Consider the following 15238-nt stretch of genomic DNA (forward strand, 5'->3'; position numbering starts at 1 on the left):
GCACACCGCCCCCGATCGGTCGTGGTGTCCGCCGGCAACATTACCCAAAAGGCCGGTCCACCAGCGGTAGCCACCCCCGGCACGTCGTCGCCGGCGGCGAGGCTCAGTGCTTCTCCGCGCCGAGGTAGTACTCGAAGACCAGCCCGCCCGCGGCGGCGATGACCATCACGATGCCGGCGCCGAACAGCCACGGCAGCCACAGCGCGATCCCGACCGCCACGATCGAGAACGCCAGCGCACACAGGATCGGCCACCAGCTGTGCGGGCTGAAGAAGCCCAGCTCGCCGGCGCCGTCGCTGACCTCGGCCTCCTCGTAGTCCTCCGGCCGGACATCCAGCCGGCGGGCGACGAAACCGAGGAACGTGGCGACGATCATCGCCATCGCGCCGGTCAGCGCCAGCGCGGTGGTGCCGGCCCACTCGATTCCGCCGGTGCCGAACCGATCGGTCAGGAACCCGTAGACGATGGCGGTGACGAAGAAGAACCCGGAGATGAACTCGAACAGCCTGCCTTCGATGTGCATGGGATGTCCTAACTACTCGCTCGCGACACCTGCAGGCCGCGTCGGCTGTCGAACGGGCGGGTCGACGTGGCAAGCGGTTCCTGGCCGATCGCCGAGAGCGCCTCCGCGTTCGTCATGCCGTCCCGCCGCTTGTCGAGGTAGAGCTTGAACTCGTTGGGGCTGACCGCGCGAAGCTCGAAGTTCATCATCGCGTGGTAGGTGCCGCACATCTCGGCGCAGTGCCCGAGGAAGGCGCCTTCCTTGGTGATCTCGCTGACCTGGAAGACGTTCACCGAGTTGTTCGCCTCCGGGTAGGGCATCATGTCCCGCTTGAACAGGAACTCCGGGACGAAGAAGGCGTGGATCACGTCGGTGGCGATCAGCCGGAACTCGATGCTCTTACCGGTCGGCACCACCAGCACCGGCACCTCTTCGGTGGTGCCCAGCGTCTCGACCTCGTCGTAGTAGAGGAAGCTGCGGTCCTCGGGGTTGAGGCCGTGCACCGCGCCGACGCGCTGCTTGCCGTGCTCGTCGACTCCCTCGGGCTTGGACACCATCGCGTCCTTGCGCTCGGGCTGCGCACCGTCGTAGGTGTAGGTGCCGTCGGCGAAGTCGACCTTGTTGTAGCCGAACTTCCAGTTCCACTGGAACGCGGTGACGTCGACCACGACCTCGGGGTCGTCGACCAGCTTGAGCTGGTCCTCCTGCACCAGGACGGTGAAGTAGAACAGCACCGAGATGATCAGGAACGGGATCACCGTGAGCACCAGCTCCAGCGGCATGTTGTAGCCGAACTGGCGCGGCAACTCCGTGTCGGTGGGCTTCTTGCGGTAGGCGATGACGCACCAGAACATCAGGCCCCACACGATCACCCCGACCACCAGGGAGGCGATGACCACGCCGACCCAGAAGGCCCGGTTGTGGTGCGCCTCGGGGGTGATGCCCTCCGGCCAGCCCAGGCCGAGCGCCTGCGACCAGCTGCAGCCACTGAGTGTGACCGCGACCAGTCCGACGGCACCGACCAGCACCGAACGTCGTAGCCAACGAGGCATGATGCGGCGCTGCGAAGCGGCCTGCGGCAAGCCTGTCCCGCGAAGTGTCACGGTGGGCGCCTCCTGAGTCAGAACCTGGAGCGAGAGTCGATCACGTCGAATACTACGCACCGTAGACCACGACCGGAACACAGGCCCGACGAGCCACCGATCCGTGCCCGGATTCGGCCGTCGCGGCGGTGCGGCATACTGGGGCGCGATGTGTGGACTGCTGGCCTTTGTGGCTGCCTCTGCGGGTGCCGCGGCCGGCACGGAAACCGTCGAACAGCAGGGAATCGCGGCGGCCGTCGCCGACGCCTTGCACCTGATGCGCCACCGCGGCCCCGACGAGTTGGGGACCTGGTCCGACGACCGGGTGGTGCTCGGCTTCAACCGGCTGTCGATCATCGACATCGAACACTCCCACCAGCCGCTGAAGTGGGGCCCGCCGGAGCATCCCGACCGCTACCGGCTGGTGTTCAACGGCGAGATCTACAACTACCTGGAACTGCGGGAGCGGCTCCGCGCCGAGCACGGCGCGGTGTTCCACACCGACGGTGACACCGAGGCCATCGTGGCCGCCTATCACTACTGGGGCACCGCGGCGCTGTCCCGGCTGCGCGGCATGTTCGCCTTCGCGCTGTGGGACGGCCACACCGGTGAGCTGCTCTGCGCCCGCGACCCGTTCGGCATCAAACCGCTGTTCATGGCGACCGGGCCGGGCGGCACGGTGGTCGGCAGCGAGAAGAAGGCGCTGCTCGAACTCGCCGAGCCGGTGGGATTCGACACCGCTCTCGACGCGCGGGCCCTCCAGCACTACACGGTGCTGCAGTACGTGCCCGAACCGGAGACCCTGCACCGCGGGGTGCGCCGGCTGGAGTCGGGCTGCTACGCCCGGATCCGCCCGGACGCCCCCGTCCCCGAGGTCACCCGCTATTTCACTCCCCGGTTCGAGGCCACCCCGATCGCCGCGGGCGCCGAGCAGGACCGCTACGACGAGATCACCGCGGTGCTGGAGGACTCGGTCGCCAAACACATGCGCGCCGACGTCACCGTCGGGGCGTTCCTGTCCGGCGGCATCGACTCCACGGCGATCGCCGCGCTGGCGATCCGGCACAACCCCGACCTGATCACGTTCACCACCGGCTTCGAGCGCGAGGGCTTCTCCGAGGTGGACGTGGCGGTGGCCACCGCCGAGGCGATCGGGGCGCGCCATATCGCCAAGGTGGTCTCCCCGACCGAGTTCGTCGCCGCGCTGCCCGAGATCGTCTGGTATCTCGACGAGCCGGTGGCCGACCCCGCCCTGGTGCCGCTGTTCTTCGTCGCGAAGGAAGCCCGCAAACACGTCAAGGTGGTGCTCTCCGGGGAGGGCGCCGACGAACTGTTCGGCGGCTACACCATCTACCGCGAGCCGCTGTCGCTCAAGCCGTTCGACTACCTGCCCGCGCCGCTGCGCCGCGGGGTGGGCAAGATGTCCAAGCCGCTGCCGGAGGGCATGCGCGGCAAGAGCCTGCTGCACCGCGGCTCGTTGACGTTGGAGGAGCGCTACTACGGCAACGCGCGCAGCTTCTCCGACGAGCAGTTGCGCGCGGTGCTGCCGCAGTTCTCCCCCGACTGGACCCACACCGACGTCACCGCCGCGATCTACGCGCAGTCGCAGGGCTGGGACCCGGTGGCCCGCATGCAACACATCGACCTGTTCACCTGGCTGCGCGGGGACATCCTGGTCAAGGCCGACAAGATGACGATGGCCAACTCACTGGAACTGCGGGTGCCGTTTTTGGACACCGAGGTCTTCGCGGTGGCCTCGAAGCTGCCGGTCTCGGCGAAGATCACCCGCACCACCACCAAGTACGCGCTGCGTCGCGCGCTGGAGTCGGTGGTGCCCGACCATGTGCTCAACCGGCCCAAGCTGGGGTTCCCGGTGCCGATCCGGCATTGGCTGCGCGCCGGGGAGCTCCTGGACTGGGCGCACGAGATGCTGAACACCTCGCAGGCCGACGAATTCATCGACCTGCCGGCCGCCCGGCGGATGCTCGAGGAACACCGCGCCGGGGTCAGTGACCACAGCCGCCGGTTGTGGACTGTGCTGATCTTCCTGCTGTGGCACGCGATCTTCGTGGAGCGCAGCGTGGCGCCCCGGATCAGCGAGCCGGACTACCCGGTCCAGCTGTAGCCGTCAGCGCAGCGCGGCCGCGATCTCGGTCGCGGCCCGGTCGCCGTACGCGCCGGCCAGCCGGCTCACCGCCGTCTCCCGGTCCCACTCCCACTCCTGGGTCCCGGTCGACTCGAGCACCAGCACCGCGACCAGGCAGCCGAGCTGGGCGGAGCGCTCCAGGCTCAGTTCGGCGGCGCGGCCGGTGAGGAACCCGGCCCGGAAGGCGTCGCCGACCCCGGTGGGGTCCACCCGGCTGGTCTCCGGCACCACCCCGACGTGGATGCGCTCGCCGTTCGGGTCGACGATGTCGACGCCGTTCTCGCCGAGGGTGGTCACCCGCAGCCCGACCTGGCCCATCACGTCGGCCTCGCTCCAGCCGGTCTTGGACAGCAGCAGATCCCACTCGTAGTCGTTGGTGAACAGGTAGGTCGCCCCGTTGACGAGTGTGCGGATCTCCTCGCCGCTGAGCCGCGCCAGCTGCTGGGAGGGGTCGGCGGCGAACGGCAGACCCAGCGTGCGGCACTCCTCGGTGTGCCGGAACATCGCCTCGGGGTCGTTGGCGCCGACGATCACCAGCTCCGGGGCGCCGCCGGCGGCGACGAGGTCGGCCAGCGAGATCTCCCGGGCCTGCGACATCGCGCCCGGGTAGAACGACGCGATCTGGGCCATGTCCTGGTCGGTGGTGCACACGAACCGCGCGGTGTGCGCGGTGGTGGACACCAGCACGTGGTCGCAGTCCACGCCGTGGGAGGTCAGCCAGCGGCGGTAGTCGTCGAAGTCGGTGCCGGCGGCGCCGACGAGCTGAACCTGCCCGCCGAGCACCCCGATCGCGTAGGCCATGTTGCCGGCGACCCCGCCGCGGTGGACCACCAGATCGTCGACCAGGAAGCTCAGCGACACCTTCGCCAGGTGGTCGGCGAGCAGCTGTTCGGAGAATCGGCCGGGAAACCGCATCAGGTGGTCTGTCGCAATCGAACCGGTCACCGCTATCGCCACGAAATCTCCGCCCTTCCTCGATCTGCCCGTCCAGCGAACGGTGCTCAGCGTAGCGGCCCGCACCGCGAACCGGTCGGGCAGAGGTGCGCTAGCCTGCCACCATGACCGGCCCGTATCCCCTGCCGCCCCCGTATGGCGCACACGGACCGTCCCACCCCGCGGCGCCGGCCGGGCCGTACCCGACCGGGTACCCCGGTCACGGCACCGGCCCGCTGCCGATCACCACCGGACCGCTGCCTGCACCACCGCTGGGGCCGCCGCCCTACCCCCCGCGCCGCTCCCCGTGGCCGTTGGCGATCGCGGTGACGGTGACGGTGGCGGTGATCGCCGCGCTGGGCGCCGCGGCCATCTACGCGGTGCGCGACACCACCAGCCCGCTGACCGACAGCGCCGCGCAGACCGCGATCCAGGGCTATCTGGACGCGTTGTCGGATCGCGACATCGATGTGGTGGCCCGCAACACGCTGTGCGGCACCTACGACGCGGTCGCCGACCGCCGCTCCGACGAGGCGCTGGCGAAGCTGAGCAGCGACGCGTTCCGCAAGCAGTTCGACGCCGCCGAGGTGACCTCGGTCGACAAGATCGTGATGCTGTCGGAGTACCAGGCGCAGGTGCTGTTCAGCATGCGGGTGGTCCCGGCCGTCGGCGGTGAGCCGCGCGAGGGCGTCCAGGGCACCGCGCAGTTGTTGATGCAGGACGAGCAGATCCTGGTCTGCTCGTATGTGTTGCGGACCGGCGGGGCCTACTGAGCGGCCCGGCCGGTCCGGTCCCGGCTCAGTTGAACGAGTCGCCGCAGGAGCAGGAGCCGCCCGCGTTCGGGTTCTCGATGGTGAAGCCCTGCTTCTCGATGCTGTCGACGAAGTCGATGGACGCCCCGTCGAGGTAGGGCAGGCTCATCCGGTCGACGGTCAGTTTCACCCCGCCGAACTCGGCGGTGGCGTCACCGTCGAGCGAGCGGTCGTCGAAGAAGAGGTTGTACCGCAGGCCCGAGCAGCCGCCCGGCTGCACCGCGATCCGCAGCGCGAGGTCGTCGCGGCCCTCCTGGTCCAGCAGCGACTTCGCTTTCGCCGCTGCCGCGTCGGTGAGGATGACGCCGTGGGCGGCGGTGCTGCTCTCGTTCTGAACTGTCATTGCTACTCCCTACACGTTGCGGCGTGTCAGACCACGTGTCAGACGCTGTTGCGGGCCGCTCGACGGCGTAAACCCACCAGCTCAACGGTACCGCGTCGGGCGGTTATTCCCGAGTTGTGCCGCGGTCGCCGTGGCCAGCCCCATCAGTTGGTTGACGGCGTCCTCCAGCGCCAACTCTACCGACCCGGCGTAGTCGATGATCGCGACGGCGGCCGCGATCCCGGCGGCCTGCAGCGCCGCCGGATCCACGTCGACCTGACCGGCGAGCACCAGCACCGGCGTCTGGCGCTCCCGCGCGGCGGCGGCCAGCGAGCCGACCACCTTGCCGCGCAGCGACTGCCGGTCGATCCGGCCTTCGCCGGTGACGATCAGATCGGCGACCTCCAGATCGGCCGCCAGGCCGGTGTGCCCGGCGATCACGGCCGCCCCGGGGACCCGCTCGGCGCCCAACGCCAGCAGCGCGGCACCGATCCCGCCGGCCGCACCGGCGCCGGCCTCGGCGCTCACCTCCCGGCCGGCCGCGACGTCGAGTTCGGTGGCCCACTCACCGAGGCGCTCCTCGAGGAGGGTGACGGTGGCCCGGTCGGCGCCCTTCTGCGGGCCGAAGACCCGCGCCGCGCCCCACGGCCCCAGCAGCGGGTGGTCGACGTCGGTCGCCGCCACCAGGTCGACGTCGGCGAGGCTGCGGCGCGCGGCGATCAGCCCGCCCAACTGCTCCACCAGCCCGCGCCCGCCGTCGGAGCTGGCACTGCCGCCCAGCCCGACCACGATCCGGTTCGCCCCGGCCTCGCGGGCGGCTTCGATGAGCTGGCCGACCCCGCGGCTGTGGGCGGCCAGCGCGGTGTGCGGGGTGGGCGGGCCGCCCAGCCGGTCCAGCCCGCAGGCCTGCGCGACCTCCAGGTAGGCGGTGGCGGTGTCGGCGTCGTAGAGCCAGCCGGCCTCGACGTCGGCGTCCAGGGGCCCGGCTACCGACAGCCGGCGGATGCGCCGGCCGAGCCGGTCGGCGAGCACGGTGACGAAGCCGGGGCCGCCGTCGGACTGCGGGGCGATGGTGAACTGGTCGCGGGGCCGCGATCGGTACCAGCCGGTGGCGATGGCCGCGGCGGCCTGCTGCGCGGTGAGGCTGCCGCCGAAACAGTCCGGGGCGATCAGCACCCGCAACGGCAACATGCCCGGCTCGGGGGCCGGCGCGGCGGCGTTGCTCATGCCAGCAGCGTAGGCATACCCGGCGCGACCGCGTGCCCGACACCGAGATCCGCGAAGTAACCTGGCAGCTGTGAGGTTGCTGGGGCGCAGGAAAGACGACGACCGCGCCGCCGACACGGCGGGCGGGACCGACGAGGCCGACGAGGCGACCCGCGCCGCCCACCAAGCGGGCACCACCCCGCCCAAGGGCCGGCCCACCCCCCGCCGCGACGCGGCGCGGCGCCGCGGTCCGGTGGCGCCGCCGCCGATGACCGCGGCCGAGGCCCGGGCACGCCGCAAGGAGCTCGCCGGGCCCAAGCTCAGCCGGGAGGAGCGCCGCGCCCAGCGCGCCGAGCGGCTCGAGCGGCGCACCGAGTACCGCGAGCGGATGATGGCCGGTGAGGACGCCTACCTGCTGCAGCGGGATCGGGGTCCGGTCCGCCGCTTGGTGCGCGACCTGGTCGACTCCCGCCGCAACCTGCTCGGGCTGTTCATCCCGTCGGCGATGCTGTTGCTGTTCCTCACCTTGAGCATGCCGCTGGCGGTCCAGCGTTACGTCTCCCTGGGGCTGCTGGTGTTGATGGCGGCGATGGCCGTCGACGCGGTGCTGCTCGGCCGTCACGTCGGCCGGCGGGTGGACGAGAAGTTCCCCGACAACACCGAGGCGCGGTGGCGGCTGACCATGTACGCGGCCGGCCGAGCCTCCCAACTGCGCCGGATGCGTGCGCCCCGTCCGCAGGTCGCCCGCGGTGAGCGGATCGACTAGCCGGCGTCGGCCCGGTCCGGCTGTGACGGCGCCGTGAGCTCGCGTGTCCTGGTGCTCGGCGGTATCCGCTCGGGCAAATCCCGGTGGGCCGAGGCCCGGTTCACCGCGCCCGGCGCGGCGGTGCGCTACCTGGCCACCGGGGGCGGCGGTGACGACGCGGACTGGGCGCGGCGGGTCGCCGCGCACCGCGGCCGGCGGCCGGCGCACTGGTCGACCGTCGAGTCCTCCGACGTGGCGGCGGTGCTGCGGCAGCGCCCGCACCCGCCCACCCTCGTCGACGATCTGGGCGGCTGGTTGACCGCGCTGCTCGACCGGCACGGCTGGGATCCCGCCGTGCCGATCACCGCCGACGTGGACGCGCTGTGCGCGGCGGTGCGGGCGTTCCCGGCCGAGTTGGTGCTGGTCAGTCCGGAGGTCGGGTTGAGCGTGGTGGCGCCGACCCCGGCCGGGCGCCGGTTCGCCGACGAGCTCGGCGCGCTCAACCAGCGGCTGGCCGCGGTGTGCGACCGGGTGGTGCTGGTGGTCGCCGGGCAGGCGCTCCGGATCAAACCGGACGGGGGCCGGGCATGAATCCCCCCGAGCCGCGCTTCGACCCGGTGGCGCCGCCGGACCCGGCGGCCGCCGCGGCGGCCCGCACCCGCCAGGCGAGCCTGATCAAGCCGCCCGGCTCGCTGGGCCGGTTGGAGGAGTTGTCGGTGTGGGCCGCCGCCTGCCAGGGCCGCTGCCCGCCGCAGCCGTTCCGGCAGCCGAGGGTCGTGGTGTTCGCCGGGGACCACGGGGTGGCCCGCGCCGGGGTGTCGGCCTATCCCCCGCAGGTGACCGCGCAGATGCTCGCCGGTATCGCCGCCGGCGGCGCGGCGATCAACGCGCTGGCCGAGGTGGCCGGCGCGACGGTGCGGCTGGCCGATCTGGCGGTCGACGCCGAACCCGGGGCGCCGCATCTCGGGGCGCACAAGGTGTGCCGGGGCAGCGGTGACATCACCCGCGAGGACGCCCTGTCCGCCGACCAGGCCGCCGCGGCGGTCGCGGCCGGCCGCGCCATCGCCGACGAGGAGGTCGACGCCGGAACGGATCTGCTCATCGCCGGGGACATGGGGATCGGCAACACGACGGTCGCGGCGGTGCTGATCGCCGCGCTGGTCGGCGCCGAGCCGGTGGCGGTGGTCGGACGCGGCACCGGCATCGACGACGCGGGCTGGGCGCGCAAGACCGCCGCGGTGCGGGACGCGTTGTTCCGGTCCCGGTCGGTGCGGACGGATCCGGCGGCGTTGCTGCAGGTCTGCGGGGGCGCGGATCTGGCAGCGATGGCCGGGTTCTGCGCGCAGGCCGCGGTGCGGCGCACCCCGGTGCTGCTCGACGGGGTCGCCGCGGCCGCGGCGGCGCTGCTGGCCGAGCGGATGGCGCCGGGTGCGCGGCAGTGGTGGCAGGCCGGGCACCGCTCGCTGGAACCGGCCCACGCATTGGCGTTGGCCGACCTGGGCCTGGAGCCGATCCTGGATCTGCGGATGCGGCTGGGCGAGGGCACCGGTGCGGCGGTGGCGCTGCCGGTGCTGCACGCGGCGGTGGCCGCGCTGGGCTCGATGGCCACCTTCGACGAGGCGGGGGTCTGCGGGCCCGACGAGCCCCGATGACCGGGTCGCTGCGCAGCGCGTTCGCCTTCGCCACCGTGCTGCCGGTGCCGCGCGCCCCGGTGTTGGGCCGCGGCGGGTTGACCGCGCTGCCGGTGGTCGGCGTCGTGTTGGGCGGGCTGGCCGCGGCCGTCACCTGGGTGGGGACGACGGTGTTCGGGCCGGGCAGCGCCCTGGCCGGGCTGATCGCGGTCGCGGCGCTGGCGGGGGCGACCCGCGCGCTGCACCTCGACGGGCTGGCCGATACCGCCGACGGGCTGGGTTGCTACGGCCCGCCGGAGCGGGCCCTGCGCGTGATGCGGGACGGGGCGACCGGCCCGTTCGGCGTGGCCGCGGTGGTGCTGGCGATCGGGGCGCAGGCGGTGGCATTCCCGCTGGCGGGCCCGGCGGCGATCGTGGTGGCCGTGGTGGCCGGGCGGGTCGCCGCGGTCGCCGCCTGCCGGCGCGGGCTGCCCGCGGCCGCCGGGAGCGCGCTGGGTGTGCGGGTGGCCGGCAGTCAACCGGTCGCGGTGGTGATCGGCTGGGTCGCGGTCCTGCTCGCCGTGGCGGTGGTCGTGACGCCGCGGCTGTGGCTGGGCCCGGTCGCGGTGGCCGCCGGGTTGGCGGCGGCGCTACTGCTGGTCGGCCACTGCCGGCGCCGGTTCGGCGGCATCACCGGTGACGTGCTGGGCGCGGCGGTGGAGGTGGCCACCACGGTGGCGGTGGTGGTGCTGGCCGCGGGTGCCGGGCTCGGCGCACCGCTCAGCTGAGCCGCGCCATCCAGCCGTGGGTGTCGGCGAAGGTGCCGCGCTGGATGCCGGTGAGGGTGTCGCGCAGCGCCATCGTGATCTCGCCGGGGGCGCCGTCGGCGACGGTGAATTCACCGTCGGCGAATTTGACGTGGCTGACCGGGGTGATGACCGCGGCGGTGCCGCAGGCGAACACCTCGGTGATCTCCCCGGCGAGCGCCTTCTTCTGCCATTCGTCGACGTCGATCTTGCGTTCCTCGACGCTGAATCCGGCGTCGACGGCCAACTGCAGCAACGAATCCCGGGTGATACCGGGCAGCAGCGACCCGGAGAGCTCCGGGGTGACCAGCCGCGCCGACCCGCCGCTGCCGAACACGAAGAACAGGTTCATCCCGCCCATCTCTTCGACGTAGCGTCGCTCGGTCGCGTCCAGCCAGACCACCTGGTCGCAGCCCTGCTCGGCGGCCTGCGCCTGGGCCAGCAGCGACGCGGCGTAGTTCCCGCCGAATTTGGCGGCGCCGGTGCCGCCCGGGCAGGCGCGCACGTACTCGGTGGACAGCCACACGCTGACCGGTTTGACCCCGCCCTTGAAGTAGGCGCCGGCCGGCGAGCCCAGCACCAGGTAGCGGTACTCGCGGGCGGGCCGCACCCCCAGCCCGGGCTCGGTGGCGAACACGAACGGCCGCAGATACAGCGACTCCTCGCCCCCGGCGGGTGGCACCCAGGCCTGGTCCACCGCGATCAGCTGCCGCAGCGACTCGATGAAGACCTCGTCGGGCAGTTCGGGGATGGCCAGCCGCCGCGACGACGACCGCAGCCGGGCGGCGTTGGCCTCAGGCCGGAACGACACCACCGACCCGTCGGCCCACCGGTAGGCCTTGAGCCCTTCGAAGACCTCCTGCGCGTAGTGCAGCACGATCGCCGACGGGTCCAGTTCGATGGGGCCGTAGGGGATCACCGCGGCGTCGTGCCAGCCCCGGTCGACGGTGTAGTCGATCGACACCATGTGGTCGGTGTGGTACTTGCCGAAGCCGGGGTTGGCCAGAATCGAGTCCCGTACCGCATCGGCCGTCGGGTTCGGGTTGACCGTGACGGTGAACTCGGGGCCGCTGCTCATGGGCTGATTGTATCCCCGCCCCTCAACGGGTTTTTGGCGTCACGAACGGCGGGCGGACAACCTCGCAGGCCAGGGCCCGCCCCCGCACGTCGACGGTGAGCCGGTCGCCGTCGGCCACCTCGGCGTCGGTGTCGATGAGCGCCAGCGCGATGCCGGCCTGCAAGGTGGGTGAGAAGGTGCCCGAGGTGGTCTGGCCGACCGGTTTGTCCCCGGCGAGCACCGTCTGACCGGCGCGCAGCACCCCGCGGTCCACGGCGCGCAGGCCGCGCACGGTTCGGGTGGGTCCGGCCTCCTTCTCCGCCAGCAGCGCCGCGCGCCCCCAGAACTGCGGTTTCTTCCAGCCCACCGCCCAGCCGCAGCGGGCCTGCACCGGGGAGATGTCGAGGGACAGTTCGTGGCCGTGCAGCGGGTAGCCCATCTCGGTGCGCAGCGTGTCGCGGGCGCCCAGCCCGGCCAGGGCGCCGTCGCGGGCGCTGACCGCCGCGACCAGCGCGTCGAAGAGCGGCTCGGCGGAGTCCCAGGCCGGGAAGAGCTCGTAGCCCTGCTCGCCGGTGTAGCCGCTGCGGCACACCCGCACCGGCGTCCCCTCGTAGCTGGTGTCGACGAAGCCCATGTAGTCCATCTCGGTGGGCAGGCCCAGCTCCTCGATCACCGCGGGGGCCTGCGGCCCCTGCACCGCGAGCACCGCCGTGCTGCGGTGTTCGTCGGTGACGGTGATCCCGGCGGGCGCGGCGTCGCGAAGCGCGGTGACCACCGCGGCGATGTTGGCCGCGTTGGGCACCAGGAAGATCTCGTCGTCGGCTACGTAGTAGGCGATCAGGTCGTCGACGACGCCGCCGGATTCGGTGCAGCACAACGTGTATTGCGCCCGTCCGGGCCCGATCTTCGCCAGGTCGTTGGTGAACGCGGAGTTGACGAACGCGGCGGCGCCGGGGCCGCGCACGGCGGCCTTGCCCAGATGGCTGACGTCGAAGAGCCCGACGGTGCTGCGGGTCGCGGTGTGTTCGGCGACGGTGCCGGCGTAGGACACCGGCATCGACCAGCCCCCGAATTCCCCGAAGGTGGCACCCAGTTCCCGGTGCCGGGCTTCCAGCGGTCCGTGTTGCAGTTCGCTCACACTTCGCCACCCTAATCGGCAGACTGAGGGCGATGACCGATCCCTGGCAGTCCGGCCGGCAGCGCGCGGCGCTGGTCGAATACCTCAGCGGGCTGGGCTTCACCGCCGAGCAGATGGCCGACGCCGAGCGGCGCGGCCGGTTGTTCGGGCTGGCCGGCGACGCGTTGGGCTGGTCGGGTCCACCGCAGTTCAGCCTGCGGGACGCCGCGGCCACCCTCGGGGTGGGCGTCGGGGAACTCGAACGCACCTGGACCATGCTCGGCCTGCGCCCGGCGGACCCGGACGCGCCGGTGTTGAGTCGAGCCGACGTCGACGCGCTGGGCACCTGCGTGGCCATGCGCGCTCAGATCGGCGACCTCGTCGAGGGCTTCCTGCGCGTGCTGGGGGTGACGATGGCCCGGCTGGCCGAGGCGGAGTCGTCGATGATCCGGGCGGCCCGGCCCGACGTGTGGCTCGATCACACCGGCGACGCGGTCACCACCGCGCAGGCCTGGCGGGCGGCCGCGGAGTTCATTCCGCGGGTCGGGGCGCTGATCGACACCATCCACCGCCACCACCTGGTCAGCGCCCGCACGTTTCTGGAGGACCTCGGCGGCGGGCCGACGCTCAGCCTGATCTGCGGTGTCGGGTTCACCGACCTGTCCGGGTTCACCGTGCTGACCCGGCTGCTCTCCCCGGCCGAACTGACCGAGCTGGTCACCAGCTTCCAGTCCACGGTCACCGACGCGGTGCACGCCGCGGGCGGGCGGGTGGTGAAGTTCCTCGGCGACGCCGTGATGTGGGTGAGTGCCACCCCCGACCTGCTGGTCAGCGCCGCGATCGACCTGGTGGACCACCCCAAGGCGATCGAGGCCGGGGTGCAGGTCCGTGCCGGCCTGGGCTACGGGGAGATCCTGGCGGTCAACGGCGACTACTTCGGCAACCCGGTGAACCTGGCCGCGCGGCTGGTCGCCGCCGCTGACCCGGGCCAGATCCTGGTCGCCGACAACCTGCGCGAGCTGCTGCCCGATTGGCCGGCCCGCAAACTGGACCCGTTGATGCTCAAGGGGTTCGACGCCCCCATCGCGGCGTACGAGCTGGGCCGCGCCAGCACTCGTTAGGGTAGGTGGCCGTGAGCACCAAACCCGGTTACCTGTCCCCCACCGTCTCCGTCGCCGCCGACCTGCCGGCCGGCACCGACGATGCCACGGCGCAGGCCGTGCTGATCGTGCCGGTCGTCAGCGCCGACGATCAACCCGTGTTGGCCGCGACCGAACCCGCGTTGCCCGCCGAGGCGGTGAACGCCATCGAGGCCGGCCTGCGCGCGCTGGGCGCGACCGGCGCGACCGATCAGGTGCACCGGCTGGTGGTGGCGGCGCTGCCGGCGGGCAGCGTGCTCACCGTCGGCCTGGGCGAGTCCCGGGAGGCCTGGTCCCCCGACGCGGTGCGCCGTGCGGCCGGGACGGCGGCCCGTTCGCTCAACGGCGCCACCTCGGCGATCACCACCTTGTCCGGGCTGGCCGGCACCGCGGTGCTGGGCGCGGCGGTCGAGGGGCTGATCCTGGGCGCCTACCGGTTCACCGGGTTCCGCAGCGCCAAAACCGCCCCGAAGGAGCCCGGGCTGGCCGAGATCACGGTGCTGTCCTCCGCCGGTGCGGCGCGGCAGGAGGCCGAGCACGCCACCGCGGTGGCCACCGCCGTGGCCACCGCCCGCGACTTCGTCAACACCCCGCCCAGCCACCTCTACCCGGCCGAGTTCGCCCGGCGGGCGGCCGCCCTGGCCGAAGACGCCGGGCTCGACGTCGAGGTGCTCGACGAGAAGGCGCTGGCCGACGCCGGTTACGGCGGGGTGATCGGGGTCGGTCAGGGTTCGTCGCGGCCGCCGCGGCTGGTGCGGTTGACCCACCGCGGTTCGCGGCTGGTGGCCTCCCCCGATAAGCCGAAGACGGTGGCGCTGGTCGGCAAGGGGATCACCTTCGACACCGGGGGCATCTCGATCAAACCGGCCGCCAACATGCACCACATGACCTCGGACATGGGCGGGGCCGCCGCGGTCATCGCGACCGTGGTACTGGCGGCGCGCCTGGAGCTGCCGATCGATGTGATCGCCACGGTGCCGATGGCGGAGAACATGCCGTCGTCGACCGCGCAGCGCCCCGGCGACGTGCTGACCCAGTACGGCGGCACCACCGTGGAGGTGCTCAACACCGACGCCGAGGGCCGGCTGGTGTTGGCCGACGCGATCGTGCGGGCCTGCGAGGACGACCCGGACTACCTCATCGAGACCTCGACGCTGACCGGCGCGCAGACCGTCGCGCTGGGGGTGCGCACCCCCGGGGTGATGGGTAGCGAGGAGTTCCGCGACCGGGTCGCGTCGATCTCGCAGGCCGTGGGTGAGAACGGCTGGCCGATGCCGCTGCCCGACGAGCTGCGTGAGGAGCTGAAGTCGACGGTGGCCGACCTGGCCAACGTCAGCGGCCAGCGTTTCGCCGGGATGTCGGTGGCCGGGGTGTTCCTACGCGAGTTCGTCGCCGACGGCGTGCAGTGGGCGCACATCGACGTGGCGGGGCCGGCTTACAACAGCGGCAGCCCGTGGGCCTACACCCCCAAGGGCGGCACCGGGGTGCCGACGCGCACCATGATCGCCGCGCTGGAGGACATCGCCGCGCACGGCTGACCGGCTACCGCCGGTCGGCGGTCTCCCAGCCGGTCGGCACCATCGGCACGGCCGGCCCGTGCCCGAACTCGTCACCGTCGAGGGTGGCCAGCCCGGTCGCCGACCGGCTCGCGGCGCGCTGCGCGGTCCCGGCGAACCCGATCACGCCGGCGCCCTGCTCGGCGGCCGTGGCACCCTCGCCGGTGTCGGCGTCGGCGGTCATCCGCATCGGCTCGCGCCCGCG

At 72.6% G+C, this 15238-nt stretch carries 16 protein-coding genes; 8 read left to right on the forward strand and 8 right to left on the reverse strand.

The window, feature by feature from the left end:
* Window positions 1-103: 103 nt before the first annotated feature.
* Both A5643_RS16825 and ctaC read right to left on the reverse strand, forming a co-directional pair.
* Window positions 104-523: a cytochrome c oxidase subunit 4 gene (locus tag A5643_RS16825; protein ID WP_066858281.1), complete on the reverse strand. Its 420-nt coding sequence runs from the start codon at window positions 521-523 to the stop codon at window positions 104-106.
* 8 nt (window positions 524-531) lie between these two features.
* Window positions 532-1554, reverse strand: coding sequence for an aa3-type cytochrome oxidase subunit II (gene ctaC, locus A5643_RS16830; protein WP_082949031.1), 1023 nt, complete (start codon window positions 1552-1554; stop codon window positions 532-534).
* Between the two features lie 199 nt (window positions 1555-1753).
* Between ctaC and asnB the strand changes: the two genes are divergently transcribed.
* Entirely contained in the window at window positions 1754-3709 is a 1956-nt protein-coding gene (gene asnB, locus A5643_RS16835) for an asparagine synthase (glutamine-hydrolyzing) (RefSeq protein ID WP_066858287.1), read from the forward strand.
* Window positions 3710-3712: 3 nt separating this feature from the next.
* Here the strand turns inward: asnB and A5643_RS16840 are convergent, their stop codons facing one another.
* Window positions 3713-4687 carry a carbohydrate kinase family protein gene (locus A5643_RS16840; protein WP_066858290.1) on the reverse strand — a complete coding sequence of 325 codons (975 nt, stop codon included), beginning with the start codon at window positions 4685-4687 and terminating at the stop codon, window positions 3713-3715.
* Between the two features lie 101 nt (window positions 4688-4788).
* Here A5643_RS16840 and A5643_RS16845 point away from each other — a divergent pair, with 101 nt between their 5' ends.
* The gene (locus A5643_RS16845) at window positions 4789-5436 is read left to right on the forward strand and encodes an Rv0361 family membrane protein (protein WP_066858292.1); all 648 of its coding nucleotides are present in this window, start codon (window positions 4789-4791) and stop codon (window positions 5434-5436) included.
* Between the two features lie 25 nt (window positions 5437-5461).
* Here A5643_RS16845 and A5643_RS16850 read toward each other — a convergent pair whose 3' ends face one another.
* Both A5643_RS16850 and A5643_RS16855 read right to left on the reverse strand, forming a co-directional pair.
* Entirely contained in the window at window positions 5462-5818 is a 357-nt protein-coding gene (locus A5643_RS16850; protein WP_066858294.1) for a HesB/IscA family protein, read from the reverse strand.
* Window positions 5819-5899: 81 nt separating this feature from the next.
* Window positions 5900-7024, reverse strand: a complete 1125-nt coding sequence (locus A5643_RS16855) for a glycerate kinase family protein (RefSeq protein WP_066858297.1) — start codon at window positions 7022-7024, stop codon at window positions 5900-5902.
* A 70-nt stretch (window positions 7025-7094) separates the two neighbouring features.
* Here A5643_RS16855 and A5643_RS16860 point away from each other — a divergent pair, with 70 nt between their 5' ends.
* The 4 genes from A5643_RS16860 to A5643_RS16875 are packed head-to-tail and all read left to right on the forward strand — an operon-like array spanning window position 7095 to window position 10146.
* Complete coding sequence (locus A5643_RS16860) at window positions 7095-7769, forward strand: DUF3043 domain-containing protein (RefSeq protein WP_066858300.1); 675 nt, start codon at window positions 7095-7097, stop codon at window positions 7767-7769.
* Between the two features lie 33 nt (window positions 7770-7802).
* Window positions 7803-8339, forward strand: a complete 537-nt coding sequence (locus A5643_RS16865) for a bifunctional adenosylcobinamide kinase/adenosylcobinamide-phosphate guanylyltransferase (RefSeq protein WP_066858303.1) — start codon at window positions 7803-7805, stop codon at window positions 8337-8339.
* Window positions 8336-9400, forward strand: a complete 1065-nt coding sequence (cobT, locus tag A5643_RS16870; RefSeq protein ID WP_066858305.1) for a nicotinate-nucleotide--dimethylbenzimidazole phosphoribosyltransferase — start codon at window positions 8336-8338, stop codon at window positions 9398-9400. Before A5643_RS16865 ends, cobT begins: the two co-directional genes overlap by 4 nt.
* On the forward strand, window positions 9397-10146 hold the full coding sequence (locus A5643_RS16875) for an adenosylcobinamide-GDP ribazoletransferase (protein WP_066858308.1): 750 nt from the start codon (window positions 9397-9399) through the stop codon (window positions 10144-10146). The genes cobT and A5643_RS16875 overlap by 4 nt, the downstream gene beginning before the upstream one ends.
* Here A5643_RS16875 and A5643_RS16880 read toward each other — a convergent pair.
* On the reverse strand, window positions 10139-11242 hold the full coding sequence (locus tag A5643_RS16880; protein WP_066858311.1) for a branched-chain amino acid aminotransferase: 1104 nt from the start codon (window positions 11240-11242) through the stop codon (window positions 10139-10141). The two genes, A5643_RS16875 and A5643_RS16880, sit on opposite strands and share 8 nt — an antisense overlap.
* A 22-nt stretch (window positions 11243-11264) precedes the next feature.
* Window positions 11265-12359 carry a glycine cleavage system aminomethyltransferase GcvT gene (gcvT, locus tag A5643_RS16885; protein ID WP_066858315.1) on the reverse strand — a complete coding sequence of 365 codons (1095 nt, stop codon included), beginning with the start codon at window positions 12357-12359 and terminating at the stop codon, window positions 11265-11267.
* 32 nt (window positions 12360-12391) lie between these two features.
* Between gcvT and A5643_RS16890 the strand changes: the two genes are divergently transcribed.
* Together A5643_RS16890 and A5643_RS16895 are read left to right on the forward strand one after the other, a co-directional pair.
* Entirely contained in the window at window positions 12392-13459 is a 1068-nt protein-coding gene (locus A5643_RS16890) for an adenylate/guanylate cyclase domain-containing protein (RefSeq protein ID WP_066858318.1), read from the forward strand.
* Between the two features lie 11 nt (window positions 13460-13470).
* Window positions 13471-15015 (forward strand): leucyl aminopeptidase, encoded by a 1545-nt coding sequence (locus A5643_RS16895; protein ID WP_066858321.1) that lies wholly within the window; start codon window positions 13471-13473, stop codon window positions 15013-15015.
* A 4-nt stretch (window positions 15016-15019) separates the two neighbouring features.
* Here A5643_RS16895 and A5643_RS18495 read toward each other — a convergent pair.
* A partial coding sequence (locus A5643_RS18495; protein ID WP_502686252.1) for a PPW family C-terminal domain-containing PPE protein occupies window positions 15020-15238 on the reverse strand: 219 nt, incomplete at its 5' end.

It is taken from the genome of Mycobacterium sp. 1274756.6, from assembly GCF_001668625.1.
GTDB lineage: Bacteria > Actinomycetota > Actinomycetes > Mycobacteriales > Mycobacteriaceae > Mycobacterium.

Bases quoted from the DNA above. Each gene is read 5' to 3' on its own strand.
- ctaC (WP_082949031.1), bottom strand. From the start codon at position 1,554: ATGCCTCGTTGGCTACGACGTTCGGTGCTGGTCGGTGCCGTCGGACTG.
- asnB (WP_066858287.1), top strand. From the start codon at position 1,754: ATGTGTGGACTGCTGGCCTTTGTGGCTGCCTCTGCGGGTGCCGCGGCC.
- A5643_RS16880 (WP_066858311.1), bottom strand. From the start codon at position 11,242: ATGAGCAGCGGCCCCGAGTTCACCGTCACGGTCAACCCGAACCCGACG.
- A5643_RS16845 (WP_066858292.1), top strand. From the start codon at position 4,789: ATGACCGGCCCGTATCCCCTGCCGCCCCCGTATGGCGCACACGGACCG.
- A5643_RS16890 (WP_066858318.1), top strand. From the start codon at position 12,392: ATGACCGATCCCTGGCAGTCCGGCCGGCAGCGCGCGGCGCTGGTCGAA.
- A5643_RS16875 (WP_066858308.1), top strand. From the start codon at position 9,397: ATGACCGGGTCGCTGCGCAGCGCGTTCGCCTTCGCCACCGTGCTGCCG.
- cobT (WP_066858305.1), top strand. From the start codon at position 8,336: ATGAATCCCCCCGAGCCGCGCTTCGACCCGGTGGCGCCGCCGGACCCG.
- A5643_RS16855 (WP_066858297.1), bottom strand. From the start codon at position 7,024: ATGAGCAACGCCGCCGCGCCGGCCCCCGAGCCGGGCATGTTGCCGTTG.
- A5643_RS16850 (WP_066858294.1), bottom strand. From the start codon at position 5,818: ATGACAGTTCAGAACGAGAGCAGCACCGCCGCCCACGGCGTCATCCTC.
- A5643_RS16825 (WP_066858281.1), bottom strand. From the start codon at position 523: ATGCACATCGAAGGCAGGCTGTTCGAGTTCATCTCCGGGTTCTTCTTC.